Annotated in this window: 20 protein-coding genes; 13 read left to right on the forward strand and 7 right to left on the reverse strand. The window is 70.6% G+C overall.

What is annotated here, in order from left to right:
- Nucleotides 1-117 precede the first annotated feature (117 nt).
- Nucleotides 118-1119, forward strand: coding sequence for a TerC family protein (locus ABZ899_RS09360; protein ID WP_361343089.1), 1002 nt, complete (start codon nucleotides 118-120; stop codon nucleotides 1117-1119).
- A 256-nt stretch (nucleotides 1120-1375) separates the two neighbouring features.
- On the forward strand, nucleotides 1376-2476 hold the full coding sequence (locus ABZ899_RS09365; protein ID WP_361343092.1) for an ionic transporter y4hA: 1101 nt from the start codon (nucleotides 1376-1378) through the stop codon (nucleotides 2474-2476).
- Between the two features lie 36 nt (nucleotides 2477-2512).
- On the opposite strand, the gene ABZ899_RS09370 is transcribed toward ABZ899_RS09365, so the two are convergent.
- Together ABZ899_RS09370 and ABZ899_RS09375 are read right to left on the reverse strand one after the other, a co-directional pair.
- Nucleotides 2513-3790 carry an MFS transporter gene (locus ABZ899_RS09370; protein WP_361343566.1) on the reverse strand — a complete coding sequence of 426 codons (1278 nt, stop codon included), beginning with the start codon at nucleotides 3788-3790 and terminating at the stop codon, nucleotides 2513-2515.
- A 91-nt stretch (nucleotides 3791-3881) separates the two neighbouring features.
- The gene (locus ABZ899_RS09375) at nucleotides 3882-4928 is read right to left on the reverse strand and encodes a S66 peptidase family protein (RefSeq protein WP_361343095.1); all 1047 of its coding nucleotides are present in this window, start codon (nucleotides 4926-4928) and stop codon (nucleotides 3882-3884) included.
- Nucleotides 4929-5032: 104 nt separating this feature from the next.
- Between ABZ899_RS09375 and aroQ the strand changes: the two genes are divergently transcribed.
- The gene (aroQ, locus tag ABZ899_RS09380) at nucleotides 5033-5506 is read left to right on the forward strand and encodes a type II 3-dehydroquinate dehydratase (protein ID WP_361343098.1); all 474 of its coding nucleotides are present in this window, start codon (nucleotides 5033-5035) and stop codon (nucleotides 5504-5506) included.
- Nucleotides 5507-5733: 227 nt separating this feature from the next.
- Here the strand turns inward: aroQ and ABZ899_RS09385 are convergent, their stop codons facing one another.
- Together ABZ899_RS09385 and ABZ899_RS09390 are read right to left on the reverse strand one after the other, a co-directional pair.
- On the reverse strand, nucleotides 5734-6390 hold the full coding sequence (locus tag ABZ899_RS09385) for an MBL fold metallo-hydrolase (protein WP_361343101.1): 657 nt from the start codon (nucleotides 6388-6390) through the stop codon (nucleotides 5734-5736).
- 68 nt (nucleotides 6391-6458) lie between these two features.
- The gene (locus tag ABZ899_RS09390; protein ID WP_361343104.1) at nucleotides 6459-7145 is read right to left on the reverse strand and encodes a maleylpyruvate isomerase family mycothiol-dependent enzyme; all 687 of its coding nucleotides are present in this window, start codon (nucleotides 7143-7145) and stop codon (nucleotides 6459-6461) included.
- Nucleotides 7146-7367: 222 nt separating this feature from the next.
- On the opposite strand from ABZ899_RS09390, the gene uvrA reads away from it, so the two are divergent.
- Nucleotides 7368-10394, forward strand: coding sequence for an excinuclease ABC subunit UvrA (uvrA, locus tag ABZ899_RS09395; protein WP_361343106.1), 3027 nt, complete (start codon nucleotides 7368-7370; stop codon nucleotides 10392-10394).
- Nucleotides 10395-10578: 184 nt separating this feature from the next.
- Here uvrA and ABZ899_RS09400 read toward each other — a convergent pair whose 3' ends face one another.
- The 3 genes from ABZ899_RS09400 to ABZ899_RS09410 form a co-directional block, all read right to left on the reverse strand.
- Complete coding sequence (locus ABZ899_RS09400; protein ID WP_361343108.1) at nucleotides 10579-11523, reverse strand: carbohydrate kinase; 945 nt, start codon at nucleotides 11521-11523, stop codon at nucleotides 10579-10581.
- On the reverse strand, nucleotides 11520-12569 hold the full coding sequence (locus tag ABZ899_RS09405; protein WP_361343111.1) for a LacI family DNA-binding transcriptional regulator: 1050 nt from the start codon (nucleotides 12567-12569) through the stop codon (nucleotides 11520-11522). The genes ABZ899_RS09400 and ABZ899_RS09405 overlap by 4 nt, the downstream gene beginning before the upstream one ends.
- A gap of 132 nt (nucleotides 12570-12701) precedes the next feature.
- On the reverse strand, nucleotides 12702-13658 hold the full coding sequence (locus ABZ899_RS09410; protein ID WP_361343114.1) for a hypothetical protein: 957 nt from the start codon (nucleotides 13656-13658) through the stop codon (nucleotides 12702-12704).
- 439 nt (nucleotides 13659-14097) lie between these two features.
- On the opposite strand from ABZ899_RS09410, the gene uvrC reads away from it, so the two are divergent.
- The 9 genes from uvrC to secG all read left to right on the forward strand — a co-directional run bounded on the left by uvrC (nucleotide 14098) and on the right by secG (nucleotide 26126).
- Entirely contained in the window at nucleotides 14098-16212 is a 2115-nt protein-coding gene (gene uvrC / locus ABZ899_RS09415; RefSeq protein ID WP_361343116.1) for an excinuclease ABC subunit UvrC, read from the forward strand.
- On the forward strand, nucleotides 16209-17225 hold the full coding sequence (gene rapZ / locus ABZ899_RS09420; RefSeq protein ID WP_361343119.1) for an RNase adapter RapZ: 1017 nt from the start codon (nucleotides 16209-16211) through the stop codon (nucleotides 17223-17225). The genes uvrC and rapZ overlap by 4 nt, the downstream gene beginning before the upstream one ends.
- Nucleotides 17222-18298 carry a uridine diphosphate-N-acetylglucosamine-binding protein YvcK gene (gene yvcK / locus ABZ899_RS09425; protein WP_361343122.1) on the forward strand — a complete coding sequence of 359 codons (1077 nt, stop codon included), beginning with the start codon at nucleotides 17222-17224 and terminating at the stop codon, nucleotides 18296-18298. The genes rapZ and yvcK overlap by 4 nt, the downstream gene beginning before the upstream one ends.
- Nucleotides 18289-19278 (forward strand): DNA-binding protein WhiA, encoded by a 990-nt coding sequence (gene whiA / locus ABZ899_RS09430; protein ID WP_361343125.1) that lies wholly within the window; start codon nucleotides 18289-18291, stop codon nucleotides 19276-19278. The genes yvcK and whiA overlap by 10 nt, the downstream gene beginning before the upstream one ends.
- Nucleotides 19279-19436: 158 nt before the next feature.
- Nucleotides 19437-22391, forward strand: a complete 2955-nt coding sequence (locus ABZ899_RS09435) for a M14 family zinc carboxypeptidase (protein ID WP_361343128.1) — start codon at nucleotides 19437-19439, stop codon at nucleotides 22389-22391.
- Between the two features lie 228 nt (nucleotides 22392-22619).
- Nucleotides 22620-23627: a type I glyceraldehyde-3-phosphate dehydrogenase gene (gene gap / locus ABZ899_RS09440; protein ID WP_361343131.1), complete on the forward strand. Its 1008-nt coding sequence runs from the start codon at nucleotides 22620-22622 to the stop codon at nucleotides 23625-23627.
- A gap of 145 nt (nucleotides 23628-23772) precedes the next feature.
- Complete coding sequence (locus ABZ899_RS09445) at nucleotides 23773-24984, forward strand: phosphoglycerate kinase (RefSeq protein ID WP_361343134.1); 1212 nt, start codon at nucleotides 23773-23775, stop codon at nucleotides 24982-24984.
- Between the two features lie 6 nt (nucleotides 24985-24990).
- Entirely contained in the window at nucleotides 24991-25767 is a 777-nt protein-coding gene (gene tpiA / locus ABZ899_RS09450) for a triose-phosphate isomerase (RefSeq protein WP_361343137.1), read from the forward strand.
- A 128-nt stretch (nucleotides 25768-25895) separates the two neighbouring features.
- Nucleotides 25896-26126, forward strand: coding sequence for a preprotein translocase subunit SecG (gene secG / locus ABZ899_RS09455; RefSeq protein ID WP_361343569.1), 231 nt, complete (start codon nucleotides 25896-25898; stop codon nucleotides 26124-26126).
- Nucleotides 26127-26134 lie beyond the last annotated feature (8 nt).

Genomic DNA, 26134 nt, shown 5'->3' on the forward strand with positions numbered 1-26134 from the left:
CGGCGTACCCGTCAATACGGATCAGGCCAGATCCCGGGGCGTCGGCCCATCGTGGGTGGAAGAGACCTCCGGCGCGCGATGACGCTGACATCTGCCGTTACGACTGCCGGAGGCGCAGTGCAAGTTTCAACGACCCTGTGGGCCCTGACCATCGTGGGCCTCGCCGCCCTGATCGCCGTCGACTTCTTCATCGGCCGCAAGCCGCATGACGTGTCGATCAAGGAAGCCGGAATCTGGACGGCCGTCTGGATCGCCCTGGCCGGCCTCTTCGGCGTCGGCCTGCTGCTCTTCGGCGGCGGGCAGGCCGGCGGCGAGTTCTTCGCCGGCTTCATCACCGAGAAATCGCTGAGCGTCGACAACCTCTTCGTCTTCGTCCTGATCATGGCGAAGTTCGCGGTGCCGTCGCAGTACCAGCAGCGCGTCCTGCTGATCGGTGTCCTCATAGCTCTGGTGCTGCGGGCGATCTTCATCGCCGCCGGTGCCGCGATCCTCGCCAGCTTCGCCTGGGTGTTCTACATCTTCGGCGCCTTCCTCATCTGGACGGCCTGGAAGCTCATCCAGGAGGCCCGCGCCGGCCAGGAGGACGAGGAGTTCGAGGAGAACAAGCTGCTCAAGGCCGCCGAGCGCAGGTTCGGCGTCGCCGACCGCTACCACGGCACGAAGCTGTGGATCCAGGAGAACGGCAAGCGGGTCATGACCCCGATGCTGGTCGTGATGCTCGCGATCGGCACGACGGACGTGCTCTTCGCCCTGGACTCCATCCCCGCGATCTTCGGCCTCACGCAGGACCCGTACATCGTCTTCACGGCCAACGCCTTCGCCCTCATGGGCCTCCGGCAGCTGTACTTCCTCATCGGCGGCCTGCTGCGCAAGCTGGTCCACCTGAGCTACGGCCTGTCGATCATCCTCGGCTTCATCGGCGTGAAGCTGGTGCTGCACGCGCTGCACGAGTCCGGGGTCCACGTCCCCGAGATCAGCATCCCCGTCTCGCTCGGCGTGATCTGCTCCGTCCTGATCGTCACCACGATCACCAGCCTCCGGGCCTCCCGCAAGCAGGAGGCGGCCGAGGCCGTGGAGCAGGGCGGCGAGGGCACCCCGAAGGACCGCATAGACGTCTGACCGCCGGCCGGCGGCAGGACACCGAGGAACCGACACCGGGAGCGGTGCCCGGCACAGTGCCGGGCACCGCTCCCTGCGCATGGCCGACCGCCCCCCGGGGCGATCGGTCCCGACCTGGACCGCGACGTACAGGAGATGACCGATTTCGCACCGCGACACCAGACATCCGAGCCCCCCGCTCCGCGAGGGACCCGCGGGGCCGCCCGAGCACTCCTCAGACAATGCGAACCCGAAGAGCCTTTGCGACGATCGCTCCATGATCGATCGGCTGAGACCGCTCGCGACCCGGTGGACGACCGTCGTGCCGGTGCTCGCGGTCGTGCTGCTGGTCCTCACCTGGGGGCGGGATCTGCCGGGTGCGGTCGTCGGGGTGGTCACGCTGGTCCTGGCCGGCGCCGTCCTCGCCGCCGTGCACCACGCCGAGGTGGTCGCCCACCGGGTGGGTGAACCCTTCGGCTCCCTCGTCCTCGCCGTCGCCGTCACGATCATCGAGGTCGCCCTCATCGTGACCCTGATGATCGATGGTCGTGACAAGAGCTCCACGCTGGCCCGGGACACCGTCTTCGCGGCCGTGATGATCACCTGCAACGGCATCGTGGGCCTGTGCCTGCTGGTCGCCTCCCTGCGGCACCGCACGGCGGTCTTCAACCCCGAGGGCACCGGCGCCGCCCTGGCGACCGTCGCCACACTCGCCACCCTGAGCCTGGTGCTGCCCACGTTCACCACCAGCAAGCCCGGGCCCGAGTTCTCCACCGTGCAACTGTCGTTCGCCGCGGTCTCCTCGCTGATCCTCTACGGCCTGTTCGTGGCGACCCAGACGGTCCGGCACCGCGACTACTTCCTGCCCGTCAGCCGGAAGGGGGAGGTGATCACCTCCGACGCCCATGCCGACGCACCTTCGAAGCGCGCCGCGCTGACCAGCCTCGGCCTGCTCGGCATGGCCCTGGTCGGCGTCGTCGGCCTCGCCAAGGGCGTGTCGCCCACCATCGAGTCCGGGGTCGAGGCGGCCGGACTGCACCAGGCCGTCGTCGGTGTGGTCATCGCCCTGCTGGTGCTGCTCCCCGAGACGATCGCCGCCCTGCGTGCCGCCCGCCGGGACCGTGTGCAGACCAGTCTGAATCTGGCCCTGGGCTCTGCGATGGCCAGCATCGGCCTCACCATCCCGGCGGTGGCGCTGGCCTCCCTCTGGCTCTCCGGCCCGCTCGTCCTCGGGCTCGGCCCCACCCATTTGGTGCTGCTCGCTCTGACGGTGGTGGTGAGCTCGCTGACGGTGGTCCCGGGGCGGGCGACACCGCTCCAGGGCGGCGTCCACCTGGTCCTGTTCGCGGCCTATCTGGAACTCGCGATCAATCCCTGAGCCCGCGTCGGCCGCGCAGCCTGCCACCGGCTCCCGTCATCCGGTGGCGGGCTCCGCCGCCGTCGTCACCGCCGCCACCGGACGGGTTTCGGGGAGCAGGGCGAAACAGCCCAGGCTGAGCAGCGCGATCCCCGTCAGATACGCCCCCACGCCCCAGGGCACCCTGCCGCCCTGCCCCGCGAGCGCGGTGGCCACGATCGGGGTGAGCGCGCCGCCCAGGACCCCGCCGAGGTTGTAGCCGACGGCGGCACCCGTGCAGCGCACCCGGGGCTCGTACAGCTCCGGCAGATACGCGGCGATCACCGCGAACATGGTGATGAACGCGATCAGCGCACCGGTGAACCCCAGGAACATCGGCAGAGGCCGGCCCGTCGCGAGCAGGGCGACCATCGGAAGCATCCACAGGGCGGCCGCGGCGCACCCGGCCAGGCACAGGGGCCGGCGCCCGTACCGGTCGCCGAGCAGGGCCATCACCGGGGTGAGCGCGCCCTTCATCACCACCGCGCCCATCACGCACGTCAGCATGACGGTGCGGCTCGCCCCGAGCCGTTCCGTGCCATAGGCGAGCGACCAGGTCGTCACCGTGTAGAAGATCGCGTATCCGACCGACAGCGCCCCGGCCGTCAGCAGCAGGAGTCGCCAGTGGTCTCGCACCACCTCGACGAGCGGCACGCGCGCGTGGTCGTCGATCTCCAGGAACCGCGGGCTCTCCGCGAGCGACGACCGCAACCACAGCCCCGCCACGGCGAGCACCCCGGCGGCCCAGAACGGCACGCGCCATCCCCACGCCGCGAACTGCTCCTCGGACAGCCCCGCAGACAGCCCCAGCACCACCCCGTTGGCCAGCAGGAAGCCCAGCGCCGGACCGACCTGCGGGAAGCTCGACCACAGCGCGCGCCGATGGGCCGGAGCGTGCTCCACGGCCAGCAGCACGGCCCCGCCCCACTCGCCGCCGAGCCCCAGCCCCTGCAGGAAGCGCAGCACGAGCAGGAGCAGGGGCGCGGCGACGCCGATCGTCCCGTACGTCGGCACACAGCCGACCGCGACCGTGGCGGTCCCGGTCAGCAGCAGGGACGCCACGAGCACCGGCCGCCGTCCGCGCCGGTCCCCGATGTGCCCGAACAGCACCGACCCCAGCGGCCGCGCCACGAAGCCCACGCCGAAGGTGGCGAACGCGGCAAGCGTCCCCGCCACCGGCGAGAACGTGGGGAAGAACAAGGGCCCCAGCACGAGGGCGGCCGCGGTCCCGTAGACGAAGAAGTCGTAGAACTCGATGGCCGTCCCGGCGAGCGAGGCGCCCGCCAGCCGCAGCATGGAGGGCGTTACGGTGCGTGCATCGCGCATGCCCGACCAACTACCCGGTGTGATCGCCGGTTACGGGGGCGCGTGGGCGCGCCGGGGGCGATCAGTACGTGACGGTGATGCGCCGGGCGGGACCGTCGACGCGCACGATGCCGCCGTACGGGATCACGAGCTGCGGATCGGTGTGCCCGAACTCGACGTCGAAGACGATCATCGTGTCGGGGGCGTACGCCCGCATGGCGCGCTCGACGGCCGCGCGCTGCTCCGCGGCGTACCGGGCGGCCTCCTGCGGGGAGTTGGGGCGTTCGAAGGACCAGGTTTTCGCGCGCCCCATGAGCAGCGCCGAGAAGCGCTGCAGGAGCCCGCGCTCGCCCATGTTCCGCACGGTGCGGAAGACCTCCTCGCCGCTCGGCATCTCCTCGCTCGTCTCCAGCAGCAGGACACCGCCGTCGTACTCGGAGAGGTCGTGGGCGATCTCGCGGTCGGCCATCAGCAGCCAGCCGACGATCTCCAGACAGCCGCCCCAGGTGCGGCCCTCGACGACGCGGTCGGCGTGGACCCACGTCCAACCGTCGGCGGGCCGCAGCTCCGCCTCCGACTCGAAGGTCGCGGGATCGGCCCAGTCGCGGTTGACGTCGTTCCAGCGCTCGGCGGGGCTCAGGGTGTACTCGCCGGAGGTGAAGAGCGCGGCCCGCAGGGAGTCGGCGGTCAGCGGGTTCATGGCGCCGGGGCGGCCGAGCTCGACCATCACACTGCCCCCGTGGTACGCGACGATGCCGGTGTTGCGCAGGAACATCAGCAGATTCGTGTTGTCGCTCATCCCGAAGAACGGTTTCGGGTTCGCCCGGATCAACTCCCGGTCCAGGTACGGCAGCACGGTGATCTGGTCGTCGCCGCCGATGGACGCGATCACCGCCTTGACGTCCGGATCGGCGAAGGCGGCGTGGATGTCGTCCGCCCGCTGCTGAGGCGTCGACCCCATCGTGCGGGTCGCCGGATACTCGACCACTTCGAGGCCGAAGTCCTCACGCAGCCGCTTCAGGCCCAGCTCGAACGGCTGAGGGAAGAGGCCGGGCAGCCCGGCGCCGGGCGAGATCACGGCGACACGGTCACCGGGGAAGGGCTTGGGCGGGTAAGCGATCATGGCCATGCCCAGAGGGTAGGGGGCCGGGAGTGCCGTCCGCACCGTGATAAACCGGGGTCCGAGCAGCGGTGGTTCCCGCACCGCACGACCCTGAACGGACCGGAGGAACCGTGCCCCGCACCCTCGCCGACGCCCCCATCATGATCCTGAACGGCCCCAACCTGAACCTGCTCGGGCAGCGTCAGCCGGAGATCTACGGCTCCGAGACCCTCGCGGACGTGGAGGCCCTGTGTGCCGGGACGGCGGCCGCGCACGGCGGCACCGTCGACTTCCGGCAGTCCAACCACGAGGGAGAACTGGTCGACTGGATCCACGAGGCACGGCTCGGCCACTGCGGGATCGTGATCAACCCGGGCGCCTACTCGCACACCTCGGTGGCGATCCTGGACGCCCTCAACGCCTGCGACGGGCTGCCCGTGCTGGAGGTCCACATCTCCAACATCCACCGGCGGGAGTCGTTCCGGCATCACTCCTACGTCTCCCTGCGGGCCGACGGCGTCATCGCGGGGTGTGGTGTGCAGGGGTACGCGTTCGGGGTGGAGCGCGTCGCGGCGCTGGTGGGGGAGGGTCGGGCGGACACCTGACAGGGCGGCTCGCCGGGGCCGCCGGCCGAGGGCGGGGATGGAAAGACCGGCGGCCCGTTCCGCTCAGGAGCCGTCATCCTGGGCGGGGCTGACACCAGTGGACCGCGCGCCGTCGTGCGCCGGGAGCGCATGCGTGCCTCCACCGCGCGCGCGTCGTTCACACGGGGCGCGCACGCCGGGCGCACTGGGCCCCGTGAGACCTCTCCCGTACCGGCGCGGGCCCGGCGTCACCAGCCGCGGGCGCGCCACTCCGGCAGGTGCGGCCGCTCGTCGCCCAGCGTGGTGTCGTCCCCGTGCCCCGGGTAGACCCAGGTCTCGTCGGGCAGCACGTCGAAGATCTTGGTCTCGACGTCGTGGATCAGCCTGGCGAATGCCTCGGGATCCTTACGGGTGTTGCCCACACCGCCCGGGAAGAGGCAGTCGCCGGTGAACACATGGGGATGCCCGTGGGGGTCGTCGTAGACGAGGGCGATCGACCCCGGCGTGTGCCCGACCAGATGGCGCGCGGTGAGCTCCACGCGCCCCACCCGGATGACGTCGCCGTCGTCGACGAGGACGTCGGTGGGGACCGGGATGCCGTCGGCGTCCTCGCGTCCGGCGTAGGTGCGTGCGCAGGTGGCGCCCACGACGGCGGCGAGGGCCTGCCAGTGGTCGCCGTGCCGGTGGGTGGTGACGACGGACGCGATGCCGTCGTCACCGATCATGCCCAGCAGAGTGTCCGCCTCGTTGGCGGCGTCGATCAGCAGTTGCTCGTCCGTGGCCCGGCAGCGCAGCAGATAGGAGTTGTTGTCCATCGGGCCGACCGCGATCTTGGTGATCATCAGGTCCTTGAGCTCGTGCACGTCGGCGGGTCCACCGACCGTCACCTTGCCGCTGTACGTCATGGCGGCAGCCTATAGCGGGGGCTCACGGCCGGCCGTCCGGACCCTGGAGGAGGCCGGCTGTCGGTCGGCTAGAGCGGCGGAAGCGACGGCAAGGAGCCGCCCTCGACGGTCAGCGCGGAGCCTGCGTGGCGTCCGGCGAGCCAGCCGAGCAGCTCGGCTCCGGTACCCCTGACGGTGATCTCGGCCGCGTCCTCGTCCCGTCCCGTGCGCCACACGCGCGTGCCGTCCGTCAGCCGGACCGGCTCGACGTCGGGGTGCCCGGCGAAGCGCTCCGCGAGGAAGTCGGTCTCCCGTTCCACGAACTCCGCGGGCAGATCCTCCAGCTCGTAGCCGATGCCCAGGTCGACGTGGTGCAGCTCCACCTCGACCCACCTGCGGAAGGGCAGGCGGGCCGCCGCGTCCGTCACGCCGTTGCGCAGCTCCACCGTGCGGGACCAGTCCGCGGGCACGGCCGCCGCCTGCTGGAGGCGGTCGGCGCTCTGCCGGACGTCGGCGAGCTGCACGTCCAGCGGGCGGGGCGCGTCCCGCTCGATGTCGGCGTCACGGGCGGCGGCGGAGATGTACATGGGACGTCCCTCGAGGACGTTCACCAGGGCGTCGGCGTTGCGCGCCAGGTGGGCGAGGACGTGACCGCGGCTCCAGCCGGGAAGCCGTGACGGCTCGGTCACAGAGGCGTTGTCCTCTTCGGCGGCTGCGGTGAGCAGCCGTTCGGTCGCCTCACGTACAGACTCCAGGTCACGAGCGTGATCAATCATGAGCCTGACATTAGCTCCACCACACCTTTGGGTGAAGGTGGTGAACGACGACCAGAAATCGAATGCGCGTGCTATAGGCTCGATCGCGGCGTCGGGCATGCTGGGAGCCCCGGGATTGTTGTCCCTCACGGAATCCGACCGGCGTTGTCAGTGGCTCCCCCTAGTCTGGAAATGACGGGGGCCTCGCCCCTGTCACTTCTCTCAAGAAAGGTGCGGACCGGCGTGGCCGACCGTCTCATCGTCCGTGGCGCGCGCGAGCACAACCTGAAGAATGTCTCGCTCGACCTGCCGCGCGACTCGCTCATCGTCTTCACGGGCCTGTCGGGGTCGGGCAAGTCCTCGCTGGCCTTCGACACCATCTTCGCCGAGGGGCAGCGACGCTACGTCGAGTCGCTGTCGTCCTACGCCCGGCAGTTCCTCGGCCAGATGGACAAGCCGGACGTCGACTTCATCGAGGGTCTGTCCCCGGCCGTCTCCATCGACCAGAAGTCGACCTCGCGCAACCCGCGCTCCACGGTCGGCACCATCACCGAGGTCTACGACTACCTGCGGCTGCTCTTCGCGCGCATCGGCAAGCCGCACTGTCCCGAGTGCGGCCGCCCCATCTCCCGCCAGTCGCCGCAGGCCATCGTCGACAAGGTCCTGGAGCTGCCGGAGGGCAGCCGCTTCCAGGTCCTGTCGCCGCTGGTGCGTGAGCGCAAGGGCGAGTTCGTCGACCTCTTCGCCGAACTCCAGACCAAGGGCTACTCACGCGCACGCGTGGACGGCGAGACGATCCAGCTGTCCAGTCCGCCCACGCTGAAGAAGCAGGAGAAGCACACCATCGAGGTGGTCGTCGACCGCCTCACCGTCAAGGACTCCGCCAAGCGCCGCCTCACCGACTCCGTCGAGACCGCTCTCGGCCTGTCCGGTGGCATGGTCGTGCTCGACTTCGTCGACCTCCCCGAGGACGACCCCGAGCGCGAGCGCATGTACTCGGAGCACCTGTACTGCCCGTACGACGACCTCTCCTTCGAGGAGCTGGAGCCCCGCTCCTTCTCCTTCAACTCGCCCTTCGGCGCCTGCCCCGAGTGCACCGGCATCGGCACGCGCATGGAGGTCGACCCCGAGCTGATCGTCCCGGACCCGGACAAGTCCCTCGACGAGGGCGCCATCCACCCCTGGTCGCACGGGCACACCAAGGAATACTTCGGCCGTCTGATCCACGCCCTCGCGGACGCCCTCGGCTTCCGGACGGACATCCCGTTCGCCGGCCTGCCGCAGCGCGCCAAGAAGGCCCTCCTGTACGGCCACAAGACGCAGATCGAGGTGCGGTACCGCAACCGGTACGGCCGTGAGCGCGTCTACACGACGCCGTTCGAAGGCGCCGTCCCCTTCGTCAGGCGCCGGTACAGCGAGGCCGAGAGCGACGCCAGCCGTGAGCGCTTCGAGGGCTATATGCGCCAGGTGCCGTGCCCCGCGTGCAACGGCACCCGGCTGAAGCCGATCGTCCTCGCCGTCACGGTCATGGGGAAGTCCATCGCCGAGGTCGCCGCCATGTCCATCAGCGACTGCGCGGACTTCCTGGGCGAGCTGAGGCTGAGCGCCCGCGACAAGAAGATCGCCGAGCGCGTGCTGAAGGAGGTCAACGAGCGGCTGCGGTTCCTGGTCGACGTCGGCCTCGACTACCTCTCGCTCAACCGCGCGGCCGGCACCCTGTCCGGCGGCGAGGCCCAGCGCATCCGGCTCGCCACCCAGATCGGCTCCGGACTCGTCGGCGTCCTGTACGTCCTCGACGAGCCGTCCATCGGGCTCCACCAGCGGGACAACCACCGGCTGATCGAGACCCTGGTCCGCCTGCGCGACATGGGCAACACGCTCATCGTCGTCGAGCACGACGAGGACACCATCAAGGTCGCGGACTGGATCGTCGACATCGGCCCCGGCGCCGGCGAGCACGGCGGCAAGGTCGTGCACAGCGGCTCCCTGAAGGAGCTGCTCGCCAACGACGAGTCGCAGACCGGCCAGTACCTGGCGGGCAAGAAGGCCATCCCGGTGCCCGACGTCCGGCGCCCGCTCGACCCATCCCGGCAGCTCACGGTCCGCGGCGCCCGGGAGAACAACCTCCAGGACATCGACGTCTCCTTCCCGCTCGGCGTCTTCACCGCGGTGACCGGCGTCTCCGGCTCGGGCAAGTCGACCCTGGTCAACGACATCCTGTACACGCACCTGGCGCGCGAGCTGAACGGCGCCCGCAGCGTCCCCGGCCGCCACACCCGCGTGGACGGCGACGACCTGGTCGACAAGGTCGTGCACGTCGACCAGTCGCCCATCGGCCGTACGCCCCGGTCCAACCCGGCGACGTACACCGGTGTCTTCGACCACATCCGCAAGCTGTTCGCCGAGACCACCGAGGCGAAGGTCCGCGGCTACCTGCCCGGTCGCTTCTCCTTCAACGTCAAGGGCGGCCGCTGCGAGAACTGCGCGGGCGACGGCACCATCAAGATCGAGATGAACTTCCTCCCGGACGTCTACGTCCCGTGCGAGGTCTGCCACGGAGCCCGGTACAACCGGGAGACCCTGGAGGTCCACTACAAGGGCAAGTCCATCGCCGAGGTCCTGAACATGCCGATCGAGGAGGCCATGGACTTCTTCGAGGCCGTCCCGGCGATCAACCGGCACCTCAAGACGCTGAACGACGTCGGTCTCGGCTACGTCCGGCTCGGCCAGGCGGCGACCACGCTGTCCGGCGGTGAGGCGCAGCGCGTGAAGCTCGCCAGCGAGCTCCAGAAGCGCTCCACCGGCCGCACGGTCTACGTCCTCGACGAGCCGACCACCGGTCTGCACTTCGAGGACATCAGCAAGCTGCTGAAGGTCCTCTCCGGCCTGGTCGACAAGGGCAACACGGTCATCGTCATCGAGCACAACCTCGACGTGATCAAGACCGCCGACTGGCTCGTCGACATGGGTCCCGAGGGCGGTGCCGGAGGCGGCCTCGTCGTCGCGGAGGGCACGCCCGAGGAGGTCGCCGCGGTTCCCGCCAGTCACACCGGCAAGTTCCTGCGCGAGATCCTCGACGCTGACCGGATCAGCGACGCCGCCTCGGTGAAGGCCCCGCGCAAGACGGCCAGGAAGACCGTCGCGGCCGGCTCCGCGACGCGCAGCACGGCGACGGCCAGGACGGCCGACAAGGCCACCGGCGCCGCGAAGAAGACGGCGGCGAAGAAGACGGCCGCCAAGAAGACGACGCGGGCGCGCAAGTCGTCCTGAGCAGTGGGTCCGCCCCACTGGGGACGGACCGAGCGATTCCGGAACGGGCGGCGCCCCGCGGGAACTTCCCGCGGGGCGCCGCCCGTTGGATCATCAGCGGCCCCAGCCAGGGGACCGCCCCGTTCTTCGACTCCTCAACAGCGCAGAAGGACGCGAGGCAGAGGCGCACGAGGACGCCTTCAGCTCAGAAGCCCTCGGCACCGTCACCGGCCGAAAACGAGAAGTCCGCGAGTTCGGCGGCGTACGGCGGTTCCGCCCCCGCCCGGGAGCAGGTGATCGCGGCAGCCCGCGCCGCGAACCGCAGCAGCCGCGTCCAGCCCTCCGCGCCCAGTCCCACGAGCGCGTCGGCGGACAGAGCGTCCTCGGCGGCCAGCCCGTGCAGCAGGGCCGCGTTCACGGTGTCGCCCGCACCGATCGTGTCCACCACCTCGACGGCCTCGCCCGGCACCGAGTGCACCGCCCCGTCCCGTGTACAGGCGGTCAGCCCGTCCCCGCCCCGGGTGATCACGACGGCCGCCGGTCCCGCGGCCAGCCACTCACGCGGCGTCCCACCCAGCCACGCCGCGTCCTCCTCGGACAGCTTGAGCAGCGACACCGAGGGCAGCCAGCTCTTGAACCGGGCGCGGTAGCCGTCCGGGTCCGGTATCAGCCCTGCCCGGATGTTCGGGTCGAGGGCGGTGAACACCCCTTGCCCGGCCGCGCTGCGCATCAGTTTCTCGTAGGCGCTCGCCCCCGGCTCCAGGACGAGCGAACAGGTCCCGAAGGACACCGCGCGGGTCCGCTCCGGCAGCTCCGGGGGCGCCTCGAAGAGCCGGTCGGCGGTGCCCTCGACGTAGAAGGAGTAGGCGGCCGACCCCTTGGCGTCGATGGTCGCGACCGCCAGCGTGGTCGGCTCCGGGCCGCGCTGCACGGCCGACACGTCCACCCCCGCCTCGCGGAGCCGGTCGAGCAGGGCCTCCCCGAAGGCGTCGAGGGACGTCCGGGAGCAGAAGGCGGTGGGGGAGCCGAGCCGGCCGAGGGCGACGGCGGTGTTGTACGGGCCCCCACCGAGCGCCGGCCTCAAGGGGGCGAGGGCGCCCGCGCCCTGCGGCACCAGATCGATCAGGGCCTCACCGGCGACGACGATCACGAGGGGGTTCCTTTCACGGACGTCAGGGGCTGTTCGGGACATCCGCACGATGTGCGGTGCACGAAGGTGCAGGGCAGACGCAGGGTCCGGGCGGGCCCGTCCGGTGCCGCGAGCCGGTCCAGGAGCACCCGGACTGCCTCGGCACCGATGTCCCAGCTCGGCTGGGCGATCGCGGTGAGCCGGGGGGAGAACAGATCGGCCCACGGGAAGTCGTCGAAGCAGCACAGGGCGATGTCGCCGGGCACCGACAGGCCGTGCCCGCGCAGGGCGCGCAGGGCGCCGATGGTCATCGCGTTGTTGGCGGTGACCAGCGCGGTCGGCGGCGAAGGGAGGGCCAGCAGCGTGGCGGTCGCCAGTTCGGCGCCCGGGGACTCGGAGTCGCCGTGCACGACCAGCCCCTCGTCGTAGGCGAGCCCGGCGGCCGCCAAGCCGTCCCGGTACCCGGCGAGCCGCTCGACGGTGGTGCTCAGCCCCGGAAGGCCGGCGACCATCCCGATCCGGCGGTGGCCGAGGGAGGCGAGATGGGTGACGAGCCGGGCCGTCGGCGCGGCGCTCTCGGCACAGATCTGGTCGCACACCGCCGAACCGTCCGCGGGAAGGTCGACCACCCGGTCGAGCAGGACGGTCGGCACCTTGTGGCGCCCCAGGTAGGTGAGGAGTTCGCGCGGGTCGGGCGACGGGGCGACGATCAGGCCGTCGACCCGGCGTTCGTGCAGCAGCTGGACGACCTTGCGTTCATGACGTGGATCGTCGTGCGGGTCGGCGATGAGCAGGCTGTATCCCCGCTCCCCGGCCGCCGCCTCGACGCCCTGGAGGATCTCCGTGAAGTAGGGGTTGCTGATCGCCGACACGGCGAGCCCGATGGAGCGGGTGCGCGAGGTCACCAGGGAGCGCGCGAGCGTGTTGGGCGTGTAGCCGAGCTCGTCCACCGCATCCAGCACGGCCTGGCGGGTGTGGGGCAGCACGGGCCGGGTGCCGTTCAGGACATGGGAGACGGTCGCCACGGACACACCGGCGCTGCGCGCGACGTCGGCCATGGTCGCCATGGTGGCTCCTTTCCCTCCAGCCGCCCTCTCTCCTTCCGTCCGGGAACGTAGCGCATGGAGAAGTGGACGTAAACGATTGCGCAAGCGTTTACGCCACTCGGGCCCCCAGACCCCGGGAAACGGGCAGCGGGCTCACTCCCAGGTCCACCCGATGCCCACGATCCCCGTCCGCACCCGCTGCTCGACCAGGTGGACGGAACGGTGCTGAGCGCTCGGGACCAGCCGCTGCCGGCCGCCTCGGGGCGCCGCCGCCGAGTGCTGGGAGAACCGGTGACAGTGCACGGGCACGGCGTTCTCGGTGAAGCGGACCTGCAGGGCGTACTGCCCGCCCGCGAGCGGGAAGCCCCGCGCGTACTCGTGGGAGACGCCGGCCGTGCCGTCCTCCACGCCGTACCGGAAGAGGTGTGTCTCGCCCGCCCGCAGCCGGGTGCCGAAGAGCAGTTCGGCGACGAGGACGCCGGTCTCCCGGTGCCCGCGGACCCGCCCGGTGCGGCAGTTCTCCAGGGCGTGCACCCTCATGCGCTCCGGCAGACCGCCCGGATCGCCGTGGTGGACGGCCACGAAGCGGTCCACGCCGTCCTTGTGGGCCCGCACGATGTGGTGCGACTCGGACTCCACCAGCTCCCGGCGCTCCCCGATCCGCACCCGCTCGTGGTGGGCCAGCGTGTGCAGGCCGCCGTCACGGGGGCTGTCCAGCTCGGACAGCAGCTGCTCCAGGACGCCGGACGCCTCCACCAGGGACCGGTAGGAGCGGGCTGCCGGGCGCTGGTGGGCGGCCTGGCCGTCGGTCTCGGCGAGCAGCCGGATCAGGGACTCCTCGGGCAGCTGGAGTATCTCCTCCAGGGCCCGCACCGCACGCAGGGACTCCGGGCGCTGCGGCCGGCGGGCCCCCTGCTGCCAGTAGCTCAGGCTGGTCACGCCGACCTTCACCCCGCGCCGGGACAGATGGTGCTGGACCCGCTGCAGGGGCAGGCCCCGTGCCGCGATCGCGGCACGCAGGGCGACGTGGAAGGGGCCGCCTCGCAGGGCCGTGTCCAGCTCCGCTGTGGGGACGGCGGCGATGTCCGCGTGCTGAGGGGCGTGCGCCATGCAGGGGCCTTTCTGTGGTGTCACAACGGTTGGTCGGACCGTTCACGCGGCTCGGGGTCACGCGTCGGCGAGGCGGGGCGGGGATCTTCACATCCGTAAGCCGTCGCTCAGGGCCCCGAGTTCCCCCGCATTGAAGCGTGTCGGCCAGGCCCCGACAACACTTGGGCCGCAACGGCGGTACGGTCCTGGCCGAGTCCCGACGCATCGGCTTCCGGACGCCCCGAGGGCCCCCGGCTCCGCTCGCCCCGACGGAGCAGGCCCCCGGTGTCCCGCCCCGCGGATCCGTACACCACCGACGACCGAGGAGGACGGGGCGAGGGCGCCGGGCCCGTACCCGGCGTCGGGGCGTGCCGCCACGTGCCGCCGGCCGCGGTGACCACGGTGTCCGGTTGTCCACAGGCTCGCCGGAGTGTCACCGCGCGCCAGTAGGGTGTGGGATATGGCCGACCCCTCCAGCTACCGCCCCCAGCCGGGACAGATCCCGGACTCGCCCGGGGTGTACAGGTTCCGGGACGAGCACCGCCGGGTGATCTACGTCGGAAAGGCGAAGAGCCTGCGCCAGCGCCTGGCGAACTACTTCCAGGACCTGGCGGGTCTGCACCCGCGCACCCGGTCGATGGTCACCACCGCCGCGTCCGTGGAGTGGACCGTCGTCTCCACCGAGGTCGAGGCGCTGCAGCTGGAGTACTCCTGGATCAAGGAGTACGACCCCCGGTTCAACGTCAAGTACCGCGACGACAAGAGCTACCCGTACCTCGCGGTGACGATGAACGAGGAGTATCCGCGCGTGCAGGTGATGCGCGGCCACAAGAAGAAGGGCGTCAGGTACTTCGGGCCGTACGCGCACGCGTGGGCGATCCGGGACACCGTCGACCTGCTCCTGCGGGTGTTCCCCGTGCGTACCTGCTCGGCGGGCGTGTTCAAGAACGCCCGCCGCACCGGCCGGCCCTGCCTCCTCGGCTACATCGGCAAGTGCTCGGCCCCCTGCGTGGACCGGATCTCCACCGAGGACCACCGGGAGCTGGCCGACGAGTTCTGCGACTTCATGGCCGGCCGCACCAGCACCTATCTGCGCCGCCTGGAGCGGCAGATGCGGGAGGCGGCCGAGGCGATGGAGTACGAGCGCGCCGCGCGCCTGCGGGACGACATCGGGGCCTTGAGGAAGGCCATGGAGAAGAACGCCGTCGTGCTCGCCGACGCGACGGACGCCGACCTGATCGCCGTCGCCGAGGACGAGCTGGAGGCGGCCGTCCAGATCTTCCACGTCCGCGGCGGACGCGTGCGCGGCCAGCGCGGCTGGGTCACCGACAAGGTGGAGGAGATCACCACCGGCGCCCTGGTGGAGCACGCCCTCCAGCAGCTCTACGGCGAGGAGACCGGGGACGCGGTGCCCAAGGAGGTGCTCGTCCCGGCCCTGCCCGACCCGGTGGAGCCCGTACAGGAGTGGTTGTCGGGGCGGCGCGGCGCCCAGGTCTCGCTGCGCGTGCCGCAGCGCGGCGACAAGCGCGACCTGATGGAGACCGTCGAGCGCAACGCCCAGCAGGCCCTCGTCCTGCACAAGACCAAGCGCGCCTCCGATCTGACCACCCGCTCCCGCGCACTGGAGGAGATCGCCGACGCCCTGGGGCTGGACAGCGCCCCGCTGCGGATCGAGTGCTACGACATCTCGCATCTCCAGGGCGACGACGTGGTGGCCTCCATGGTCGTCTTCGAGGACGGTCTGGCCCGCAAGAGCGAGTACCGCAGGTTCCAGATCAAGGGCTTCGAGGGCCAGGACGACGTCCGGTCCATGCATGAGGTGATCACCCGCCGCTTCAAGCGCTACCTGGCGGAGAAGGAGCGGATGGGGGAGTGGGCCGACGGCGACATCCCGGACGGTGCCGCCGGGGACGGCGCGGACGACGATTCGGATCGCCTCACGGAGGTCTCCTCGCCTCCGTTGTCCGACAGCCTCAAGGACGAGGACGGCCGTCCCAAGCGCTTCGCCTACCCGCCCCAGCTCGTCGTCGTGGACGGCGGGCAGCCGCAGGTCGCGGCGGCCCAGCGGGCGCTGGACGAGCTCGGCATCGACGACATCGCCGTGTGCGGCCTGGCCAAGCGGCTGGAGGAGGTCTGGGTCCCCGGCGAGGACGACCCGGTCGTCCTGCCCCGCACCAGCGAGGGCCTCTACCTGCTCCAGCGCATCCGCGACGAGGCCCACCGGTTCGCGATCACCTACCAGCGCACCAAGCGTTCCAAGCGTTTCCGGTCCAGTCCGCTGGACGACGTCCCCGGTCTGGGCGACACCCGCAGGCAGGCGCTGATCAAGCACTTCGGTTCGCTGAAGAGGCTGCGGTCCGCGACCATCGACCAGATCTGCGAGGTGCCGGGCATAGGCCGCAAGACGGCCGAGACCATCGCCGTGGCCCTCGCGCAGGCGGCCCCGGCCGCGCCCGCCGTGAACACCGCGACGGGAGAGATCATGGAGGACGAGGCACCGGAATCCACGACAGGGGCCTCGGGGGAGTCCGTGTCCGCGGGCGCCCCGGACGAACGACGGGGGCAGGAGAGATGAACGAGCACGACACCGGGGCCATGGCCGACCGAGATCGACGGTCCCGGGAACCACACAGCAATTCCGGAGACGGTCCCGCCCAGCAGGACGCACGCCAGAAAGACGAAGCACAGGTGAATACGGGCAGCGAGAAGGCCGGGGTCCCCGACGCGGCCATCCCCGAGCTGGTGATCATCTCCGGTATGTCCGGAGCCGGCCGTTCCACGGCCGCGAAGTGCCTGGAGGACCTCGGCTGGTTCGTCGTCGACAACCTCCCGCCGGCGTTGATCCCCACCATGGTGGAGCTGGGCGCCCGCTCCCAGGGCAACGTGGCGCGGATCGCGGTCGTCGTCGACGTCCGCGGCCGGCGGTTCTTCGACAACCTCCGCGAATCCCTCTCCGACCTCGACGCGCGCGGTGTGACCCGGCGGATCGTCTTCCTGGAGTCCTCGGACGACGCCCTGGTGCGCCGCTTCGAGTCCGTGCGCCGCCCGCACCCCCTGCAGGGCGACGGCCGGATCGTCGACGGCATCGCCGCCGAGCGGGAGCTGCTGCGCGAGCTGCGCGGCGACGCCGACCTGGTGATCGACACCTCCAGCCTGAACGTGCACGAGCTGCGGGCGAAGATGGACGCCCAGTTCGCCGGCGAGGAGGAGCCCGAGCTGCGGGCGACCGTCATGTCCTTCGGCTTCAAGTACGGCCTGCCCGTGGACGCCGACCTGGTCGTGGACATGCGGTTCCTGCCCAACCCCCACTGGGTCCCGGAGCTGCGCCCCTTCACCGGTCTGAACGACGAGGTCGCGGCCTACGTCTTCAACCAGCCCGGCGCCAAGGAGTTCCTCGACCGGTACGCCGAGATGCTCCAGCTCGTTGCCGCGGGCTACCGTCGTGAGGGCAAGCGCTATGTGACGATCGCCGTCGGCTGTACGGGCGGGAAGCACCGCTCGGTGGCCATGTCCGAGAAGCTCGCCGCTCGCCTCGCGGCCGACGGCGTGGAGACGGTGGTCGTGCACCGGGACATGGGACGGGAATGACCGGACGTACTCCGCGGCTGAGCAGGCTGCGCCGGGCGGTGCCGGAAGGGCGCGCCGGCCGCGCCGGCCGGACCGCCGAGACCCGGGGCGGCCGGCCGCGCCGCCGCGGCGCCCAGCCCAAGGTCGTCGCTCTCGGCGGCGGCATGGGCCTGTCGGCGTCGCTCGCCGCGCTGCGCCGGATCACCGGTGACCTCACCGCCGTCGTCACCGTGGCCGACGACGGCGGCTCCAGCGGGCGCCTGCGCGACGAGCTGGGCGTGCTGCCGCCCGGTGACCTGCGCAAGGCGCTGGCCGCGCTGTGCGGCGACGACGACTGGGGCCAGACCTGGTCCCGGGTCATCCAGCACCGCTTCCACTCCCAGGGCGACCTGCACGACCACGCCGTCGGCAATCTGCTGATCGTCGCCCTGTGGGAGCAGCTCGGCGACCACGTCCAGGCCCTCGACCTGGTCGGCAAGCTGCTCGGCGCGCACGGCCGGGTGCTGCCCATGTCGGCCGTGCCGCTGGAGCTCCAGGCCCTGGTCAAAGGGCACGACCCGGAGCGGCCCGACGAGGTGGACACCGTCCGGGGCCAGGCCACCGTCGCCCTCACCCGGGGCGAGGTGCAGTCCGTGCACCTGGTGCCGCCCGACCCGCCCGCCGTCCCCGAGGCCGTCGCCGCGGTGCGGGACGCGGACTGGGTGGTGCTCGGCCCGGGTTCCTGGTTCTCCTCCGTCATCCCGCACCTGCTGGTGCCGGAACTCCTGGACGCCCTCACCGAGACGAAGGCGCGCCGGGTACTCTCCCTGAACCTCGCCCCGCAGCCGGGAGAAACCGAAGGCTTCTCCCCGCAGCGTCATTTGGAGGTTTTGGGACGACACGCCCCTAAACTCGCCCTGGACGTGGTGCTGGCCGACGAGGCCGCCGTGCCCGACCGCGAAGTGCTCACGGAGGCCGCGAAGCGGCTCGGTGCCGCGGTCGAGCTGGCCCCGGTGGCCCGGACGGACGGGACGCCCCGGCACGACCCGGAGCTCCTCGCCGCCGCGTACGACCGTATTTTTCGGATGCATGGAAGGATCGGCCCATGGCGATGACGGCAGCGGTGAAGGATGAGATCTCCCGGCTCCCCGTCACCCGGACCTGCTGCAGGAAGGCGGAGGTCTCCGCCATTCTGCGGTTCGCCGGCGGCCTCCACCTGGTCAGCGGACGCATCGTGATCGAAGCGGAGCTCGACACGGCGATGGCGGCCCGCAGACTCAAGCGGGACATCCTGGAGATCTTCGGGCACAGCTCCGAGCTGATCGTCATGGCGCCCGGCGGACTGCGGCGCGGCTCGCGTTACGTCGTTCGGGTGGTTGCCGGCGGTGATCAGCTGGCCCGGCAGACCGGCCTGGTCGACGGCCGCGGGCGCCCGATCCGCGGGCTGCCCCCGCAAGTGGTCTCGGGGGCCACGTGCGACGCCGAGGCCGCGTGGCGCGGTGCCTTCCTCGCGCACGGCTCGCTGACCGAGCCCGGCCGTTCCTCCTCCCTCGAGGTGACCTGCCCCGGACCCGAGGCCGCGCTGGCCCTGGTCGGCGCCGCCCGCCGGCTGTCCATCGCCGCCAAGGCCCGGGAGGTGCGCGGCGTGGACCGCGTGGTCGTCCGGGACGGCGACGCGATCGGCGCGCTGCTGACCCGGCTCGGCGCCCATGAGTCGGTGCTGGCCTGGGAGGAGCGCCGGATGCGCCGCGAGGTGCGGGCCACGGCCAATCGCCTTGCCAACTTCGACGACGCCAACCTGCGCCGCTCCGCCCGCGCGGCCGTCGCCGCCGGAGCCCGCGTGCAGCGCGCCCTGGAGATCCTCGCCGACGAGGTCCCCGAGCACCTCGCCGCGGCCGGACGGCTGCGCATGGAGCACAAGCAGGCGTCCCTGGAGGAGCTGGGCGCGCTCGCCGACCCGCCGCTGACCAAGGACGCGGTCGCCGGCCGTATCCGCCGTCTGCTGGCCATGGCCGACAAGCGGGCCCAGGATCTCGGCATCCCGGGCACCGAGGCCAACCTCAGCGACGAACTCGCCGACAACCTCGTGGGATGACGGTCTGAGCTGACGCGATGTCAGAAGATAGGTGCCGATGCCCACTTGGGTGTCGGCACCGTCATTTGTCGCTCTTTGCGGCACTCTTGACTAGGACATGATGTGGCATGAGCCTGGCAGTCATTCGTCGCTGTGGCGAAACACTGCTAGGGGGGTACATGAGACCCAGAGCGAGATCGATCCTCGCTGTCGGCGCGCTCCTCGTCGGGGGAGCGAGTATCGCACCCATCGCCCAGGCACAACCGGGGAATTCGCCCCACACCGACCCGAGCGAAGTGAAGGTCTTCCGGGCCGAGGTCACCAAACAGCAGATACCCCTGCTGCTGGCGGCCGGCCAGGACGGCCACGAACTCAGTGAGCAGGCACCCGACAAGGGCAAGGCCACCGTCGAGGTCTACCTGACCGACGAACAGGCCGGGAAACTGCGCAAGCAGGGCGTCGCCCTCACCGAGCACCAGGTCACCGCCCGAGCCGAGGCCCGCACCGAGAAGGCCGCCGAGGGCGTGTTCCGCCCGTACGGCGGAAGCGGCGGGCTGAAGGAGGAGATCGTCCGGGCCGGGCAGCAGAACCCGGGCCTCACCAAGGTCGTCTCCATCGGCAAGACCTTACGCGGCCAGGACATCCTGGCCCTGAAGCTGACCAAGAACGCCGCGAAGTCCAAGGACGGCTCCAAGCCCGCCGTCCTGTACATGTCCAACCAGCACGCCCGCGAGTGGATCACGCCGGAGATGACCCGGCGGCTGATGCACCACTACCTGGACAACTACAAGAAGGACAAGCGGGTCAGGAAGATCGTCGACTCGACCGAGCTGTGGTTCGTCCTCTCGGTCAATCCCGACGGCTACGACCACACCTTCAAGGACTCCAGCACCCGTCTGTGGCGCAAGAACCTGCGGGACATCAACGGCGACGGCGTCATCAGCACCGGCGACGGCGTCGACCTGAACCGCAACTTCGCCTACAAGTGGGGCTACGACGACGAGGGTTCCTCCCCCAACCCCACCAGTGAGACCTACCGCGGCGCGTCCCCGGGCTCCGAGCCCGAGACCAAGGCGCTGGACGCCCTGCAGAAGCGCGTCGGCTTCACCTACGGCATCAACTACCACTCCGCCGCCGAACTCCTGCTCTACGGCGTCGGCTGGCAGGTGGCCACGAACACCCCCGACGACGTGATGTACAAGGCGCTCGCCGGCACCCCCGACAACTCCGCGATCCCCGGCTACCATCCGCAGGTCTCCTCGGAGCTGTACACGACCAACGGCGAGGCGGACGGGCACGCCGCGAACGTCAATGGGCTGGCGATGTTCACCCCCGAGATGTCGACCTGCCAGACCGCGTCGAACATCGACCCGAACGACCAGTGGAACGCGGCGGACTGCCAGTCGGTCTTCAACTTCCCCGACGACGAGAAGCTGATCCAGGACGAGTTCGCGAAGAACGTGCCGTTCGCGCTCTCCGTCGCCGAGAGCGCCGGCCGTCCCGACCGGCCCGCCTCCTCGCTCGGCCTGAAGGCCGCCGACTTCACCCCGGCGCCGTTCACCACGTCGTACGCGCGCGGCGCGGACCAGGAGGTCTCCGTCGTCGTCCGCAAGGCGCTGCGCGACAAGGAGCTGAAGTACCGCGTCGACGGAGGCCGTACGCACGACGTGGCGCTGCGGCACTGGAAGGGCGGCGAGACCTTCGGCGGCGAGGACAACCTCTACTTCGACGAGTACCGCGCCAAGGTCCTCGACGGCGACCGGGGCGACCAGGTCGAGGTCTGGTTCACCGGCGAGACCCGCGGCGGCAAGAAGGTCTCCAGCAGCCACTTCACCTACACGATCGCCGAACGACCGCGCGCGGACGTGCTCGTGGTCGCCGAGGAGGGCGCCGGAGCCCTGCAGGCGCAGAAGTACGTGGACGCCCTGAAGGCCAACGGCCACCGGGCGGTCGTCTGGGACGTCGCCGCGCAGGGCGCGCCCGACGCCCTCGGCGTGCTCGGCCACTTCGACACCGTCGTCCACTACACGGGCGCCGGCGTCCCCGGCAACGCCACCCAGCTCCAACTGCGCGCCTACCTCAACGAGGGCGGCAGGCTGCTGGAGGCCGGTGAGCAGGCCGGCGGCAACGTCGACCTCGGCGACGGCACCCTGTCGAACGACTTCAGCCAGTACTACCTGGGCGCCTACTCCCGTACGTCGCTGCCCGGCGCCGCCGGCTTCACCGGGTCCGGCAGGCTCGCCGGGTTCTCCGGCGCGCTCGCCGGCGCCCCCGGCAACCCGCTCGACCGGGCCGGGAGCTACAGCGTCACCTCCGACCAGCTGCCCGCCGCCACGTACCCGCAGTTCGCGAGCGCGGGAGCGGGCCGGTTCGCGGGGACCGCCAGCCCCTACGGGCCGTTCGCCGGTTCCTGGATGGCGGCCGCCGTGCACACCGACGACGCCTGGAAGCGGTTGACGAGGACCGTCGACCTCACCGGCGTGACCGCGGCCCAGCAGCCCACGCTGCGCACCCAGCTGCTGTGGGACGTCGAGCCCGGCTACGACAACGTCCTGATCGAGGCCCACACCACCGGCGCCGAGGACTGGACGACACTCCCGGAGAAGAACGGCGCGTCCAGCGCCACCGTCCCCGCGGAGTGCGAGGCCGGCTTCTACATGAACGAGCACCCCTGGCTCGCGCACTACCTGACGCAGTCGCCGCAGGGCTGCACCGCGTCCGGCAGCAGCGGAGACTGGAACGCGCTCACCGGTGCCTCCGAGGGCTGGCAGCAGGTCGAGTTCGACCTCAGCGCCTACGCGGGCAAGTCCGTCGAGCTCTCCGTCAGCTACGTCTCCGACCCGGGCTTCGGCGGACGCGGCGTCCTCGCCGACCAGGCCTCGCTCGTCGTGGGCGGCACGGCGGTCGAGACGGAGGGCTTCGAGACGTCGCTCGGCGCCTGGAACACGACCGGACCGCCCCCGGGCAGCCCGGCCGTCCTCAAGGACTGGGCGCGCACCGGAGCGCTGTTCCAGACCTACGGCGCGGTCACCACGCGCGACACGGTCCTCCTCGGCTTCGGCCTGGAGCACCTGCCCTCGGCGGCCGATCGAACGGCGCTCATCAGAAAGGCATTTTCCTCACTTGAGAGGTAACTCGCCGAAGTGGCACACGCCCGGCGGAGCGTGACCGGATCGGCTAATCCGGGCTCCCGGGCGGGGCGGTCCGTACCCTACTGACGGGTACGGGCCGCCATGCCGTGTATGAGGCATCTGGATGTCACCACGGCGGCTTCAGGGAGGTAGGGTCGGAGGCGGTCGGGGACATCCCAAACAGAGCTCGCCGGCACCGCATGGCCGGCGTACCAACGAGGAGATCGGTTCGTGACGATCCGCGTAGGCATCAACGGCTTCGGTCGTATCGGTCGCAACTACTTCCGCGCGCTGCTGGAGCAGGGTGCAGACATCGAGATCGTGGCTGTCAACGACCTGGGTGACACCGCGACCACCGCTCATCTGCTGAAGTACGACACCATCCTGGGTCGTCTGAAGCAGGAGGTCAGCCACACCGCCGACACCATCACCGTGGGCGGTCACACCATCAAGGTCCTTTCCGAGCGCAGCCCCGCCGACATCCCGTGGGGCGAGCTGGGCGTCGACATCGTCATCGAGTCGACCGGCATCTTCACGAAGAAGGACGACGCCGCCAAGCACATCGCGGGCGGCGCCAAGAAGGTCCTCATCTCGGCTCCGGCCAAGGACGAGGACATCACCATCGTGATGGGCGTCAACCAGGACAAGTACGACCCGGCGAACCACCACATCATCTCCAACGCCTCCTGCACCACCAACTGTGTGGCGCCGATGGCGAAGGTCCTCGACGAGAACTTCGGCATCGTCCGGGGCCTCATGACGACGGTCCACGCGTACACGAACGACCAGCGCATCCTGGACTTCCCCCACAAGGACCTGCGCCGCGCCCGCGCCGCCGCGGAGAACATCATCCCGACCACCACGGGTGCCGCGAAGGCCACCGCGCTGGTCCTCCCGCAGCTCAAGGGCAAGCTGGACGGCATCGCGATGCGCGTCCCGGTCCCGACCGGCTCGGTCACCGACCTCGTCCTGGAGCTCGGCCGCGAGGTCACCAAGGAAGAGGTCAACGCGGTCTTCCAGAAGGCCGCCGAGGGTGAACTCAAGGGCATCCTCGAGTACACCGAGGACCCGATCGTCTCCTCGGACATCGTCAACGCCCCGGCGTCCTGCACCTTCGACTCCTCCCTGACCATGGTCCAGGAGGGCAAGAACGTGAAGGTCATCGGCTGGTACGACAACGAGTGGGGCTACTCCAACCGCCTCGTCGACCTGACGGTCTTCGTCGGCAACCAGCTCTGATATCCAGAGCAGGCACCTCGATGTGAGGTTCAGGGCTCGGGCGGCGCAGGGACGCGTCGCCCGAGCCCTGACTCACGTACAGAACAGACCTGTTGGATCACGAGCGCTTCCGAGCGATCACGAGCTCTTCCCAGGAGTCCCCTTCATGAAGACGATCGACGAACTTCTCTCCGAAGGCGTCGCCGGCAAGCGGGTGTTCGTCCGCGCCGACCTGAACGTGCCGCTGGACGGCACCACGATCACCGACGACGGCCGCATCCGGGCCGTGCTGCCCACCGTCAGGGCCCTCGCCGAGGCGGGCGCCCGCGTGGTCGTCGCCTCCCACCTGGGCCGCCCCAAGGGTGCCCCGGACCCCGCCTTCTCCCTCGCCCCGGCCGCCGCGCGCCTCGGTGAACTCCTCGGCGCCGACGTGGCCTTCGCCACCGACACGGTGGGCGACTCCGCCCGGGGTGTCGTCGCGGGCCTCGCCGACGGCCAGGTCGCCGTCGTGGAGAACCTGCGCTTCAACCCGGGTGAGACCAGCAAGGACGACGCCGAGCGCGCCGCCTTCGCCGACCAGCTCGCCGAGCTCGCCGACGTCTACGTCGGTGACGGCTTCGGCGCGGTGCACCGCAAGCACGCCTCGGTGTACGACCTTCCGGCCCGGCTGCCGCACTACGCCGGCTACCTCATCGTGACCGAGGTCCGCGTCCTGAAGAAGCTCACCGACGACGTCCAGCGGCCGTACGTCGTCGCCCTCGGCGGCGCCAAGGTCTCCGACAAGCTCGCCGTCATCGACCAGCTGCTCGGCAAGGCCGACCGGCTGCTCATCGGAGGCGGCATGGCGTACACCTTCCTCAAGGCCAAGGGGTACGAGGTCGGCATCTCCCTCCTCCAGGAGGACCAGATCCCGACCGTCACCGAGTACCTGGAGCGCGCCGAGAAGAGCGCCGTGGAGATCGTGCTGCCGGTCGACGTCCTGGTCGCGCCCGAGTTCCCGGACCTGAAGACCAAGGCCCCGACCCACCCCACGACCGTCGCCGCGGACGCCATCCCCGCCGACCAGGAGGGCCTGGACATCGGTCCGGAGACCCGCAAGCTGTACGCCTCGAAGCTCGTCGACGCCGCCACCGTCTTCTGGAACGGTCCCATGGGCGTCTTCGAGCACCCCGACTACGCCGAGGGCACCAAGGCGGTCGCCCAGGCCCTCGTCGACTCCAAGGGCTTCACCGTGGTGGGCGGCGGCGACTCCGCCGCGGCCGTCCGTACCCTGGGCTTCGACGAGACGGCATTCGGCCACATCTCGACCGGAGGCGGCGCCTCCCTCGAATACCTCGAGGGCAAGACGCTCCCCGGCCTCGCCGCACTGGAGGACTGACTCTTTATGAGCACGCGCATGCCGCTGATGGCAGGCAACTGGAAGATGAACCTCAACCACCTCGAGGCCATCGCGCACGTCCAGAAGCTCGCCTTCGCCCTGGCCGACAAGGACTACGAGGCCGTCGAGGTCGCGGTCCTGCCGCCCTTCACGAGCCTGCGCTCGGTCCAGACCCTGGTCGACGGCGACAAGCTGAAGATCAAGTACGGCGCCCAGGACGTCTCCGCACACGACTCCGGCGCCTACACCGGTGAGATCTCCGGGTCCATGCTGGCCAAGCTGAAGTGCACGTACGTGGTGGTCGGCCACTCCGAGCGCCGCCAGTACCACGCCGAGACCGACGAGCTCGTCAACGCCAAGGTCAAGGCCGCCTACAGGCACGGCCTGACCCCGATCCTGTGCGTCGGGGAGGAGCTGGACGTCCGCGAGGCGGGCAACCACGTCTCCCACACGCTCGCCCAGGTCGTGGGCGGTCTCAAGGACCTCCCCGCCGAGCAGGCCGAGACCGTCGTGATCGCCTACGAGCCCGTCTGGGCCATCGGCACCGGCAAGGTCTGCGGTGCCGAGGACGCGCAAGAGGTCTGCGCCGCCATCCGCGGCAAGATCGCCGAGCTGTACACGCAGGACGTGGCCGACAAGGTCCGCATCCAGTACGGCGGCTCCGTGAAGTCGGGCAACGTCGCCGAGATCATGGCGCAGGCCGACATCGACGGCGCCCTGGTCGGCGGCGCCTCCCTGGACGCGGACGAGTTCGTCAAGATCGTGCGATTCCGTGACCAGTGAGTAGGCCGTAGCGGCGATCCGTCGTACCCTTGCGGGGGCATGGTAGGCCTGGACGCGTGGCTCGCTCCGCGCGGCTACCGTGCCCCCGTCGTTCATCCGAGTCCGAGAGAGTTGGTCCAGCCGTGGTTTTGGGGTTCTCGATCGCCCTGATCGTCTTCAGCGGGTTGCTGATGCTGCTGGTGCTGATGCACAAGGGGAAGGGCGGCGGCCTCTCCGACATGTTCGGTGGCGGCATGCAGTCGTCCGTCGGCGGCTCCTCCGTCGCCGAGCGCAACCTGGACCGGATCACCGTGGTGGTCGGTTTGCTGTGGTTCGCGTGCATTGTCGTGCTGGGCTTGCTGATCAAGGTGAACAACTGACCGGCACA

The sequence above is a fragment of the Streptomyces sp. NPDC046859 genome (genome assembly GCF_040645135.1).
Taxonomy (GTDB): Bacteria; Actinomycetota; Actinomycetes; order Streptomycetales; family Streptomycetaceae; genus Streptomyces.

Coding starts and splice junctions, on each gene's coding strand:
- ABZ899_RS09385 (WP_361343101.1), bottom strand. CDS start 6,390: ATGACGTACAGCGGCAAGGTGACGGTCGGTGGACCCGCCGACGTGCAC.
- uvrC (WP_361343116.1), top strand. CDS start 14,098: ATGGCCGACCCCTCCAGCTACCGCCCCCAGCCGGGACAGATCCCGGAC.
- ABZ899_RS09390 (WP_361343104.1), bottom strand. CDS start 7,145: ATGATTGATCACGCTCGTGACCTGGAGTCTGTACGTGAGGCGACCGAA.
- ABZ899_RS09365 (WP_361343092.1), top strand. CDS start 1,376: ATGATCGATCGGCTGAGACCGCTCGCGACCCGGTGGACGACCGTCGTG.
- yvcK (WP_361343122.1), top strand. CDS start 17,222: ATGACCGGACGTACTCCGCGGCTGAGCAGGCTGCGCCGGGCGGTGCCG.
- ABZ899_RS09445 (WP_361343134.1), top strand. CDS start 23,773: ATGAAGACGATCGACGAACTTCTCTCCGAAGGCGTCGCCGGCAAGCGG.
- ABZ899_RS09405 (WP_361343111.1), bottom strand. CDS start 12,569: ATGGCGACCATGGCCGACGTCGCGCGCAGCGCCGGTGTGTCCGTGGCG.
- ABZ899_RS09375 (WP_361343095.1), bottom strand. CDS start 4,928: ATGGCCATGATCGCTTACCCGCCCAAGCCCTTCCCCGGTGACCGTGTC.
- whiA (WP_361343125.1), top strand. CDS start 18,289: ATGGCGATGACGGCAGCGGTGAAGGATGAGATCTCCCGGCTCCCCGTC.
- tpiA (WP_361343137.1), top strand. CDS start 24,991: ATGAGCACGCGCATGCCGCTGATGGCAGGCAACTGGAAGATGAACCTC.
- ABZ899_RS09370 (WP_361343566.1), bottom strand. CDS start 3,790: ATGCTGCGGCTGGCGGGCGCCTCGCTCGCCGGGACGGCCATCGAGTTC.
- ABZ899_RS09435 (WP_361343128.1), top strand. CDS start 19,437: ATGAGACCCAGAGCGAGATCGATCCTCGCTGTCGGCGCGCTCCTCGTC.
- ABZ899_RS09410 (WP_361343114.1), bottom strand. CDS start 13,658: ATGGCGCACGCCCCTCAGCACGCGGACATCGCCGCCGTCCCCACAGCG.
- rapZ (WP_361343119.1), top strand. CDS start 16,209: ATGAACGAGCACGACACCGGGGCCATGGCCGACCGAGATCGACGGTCC.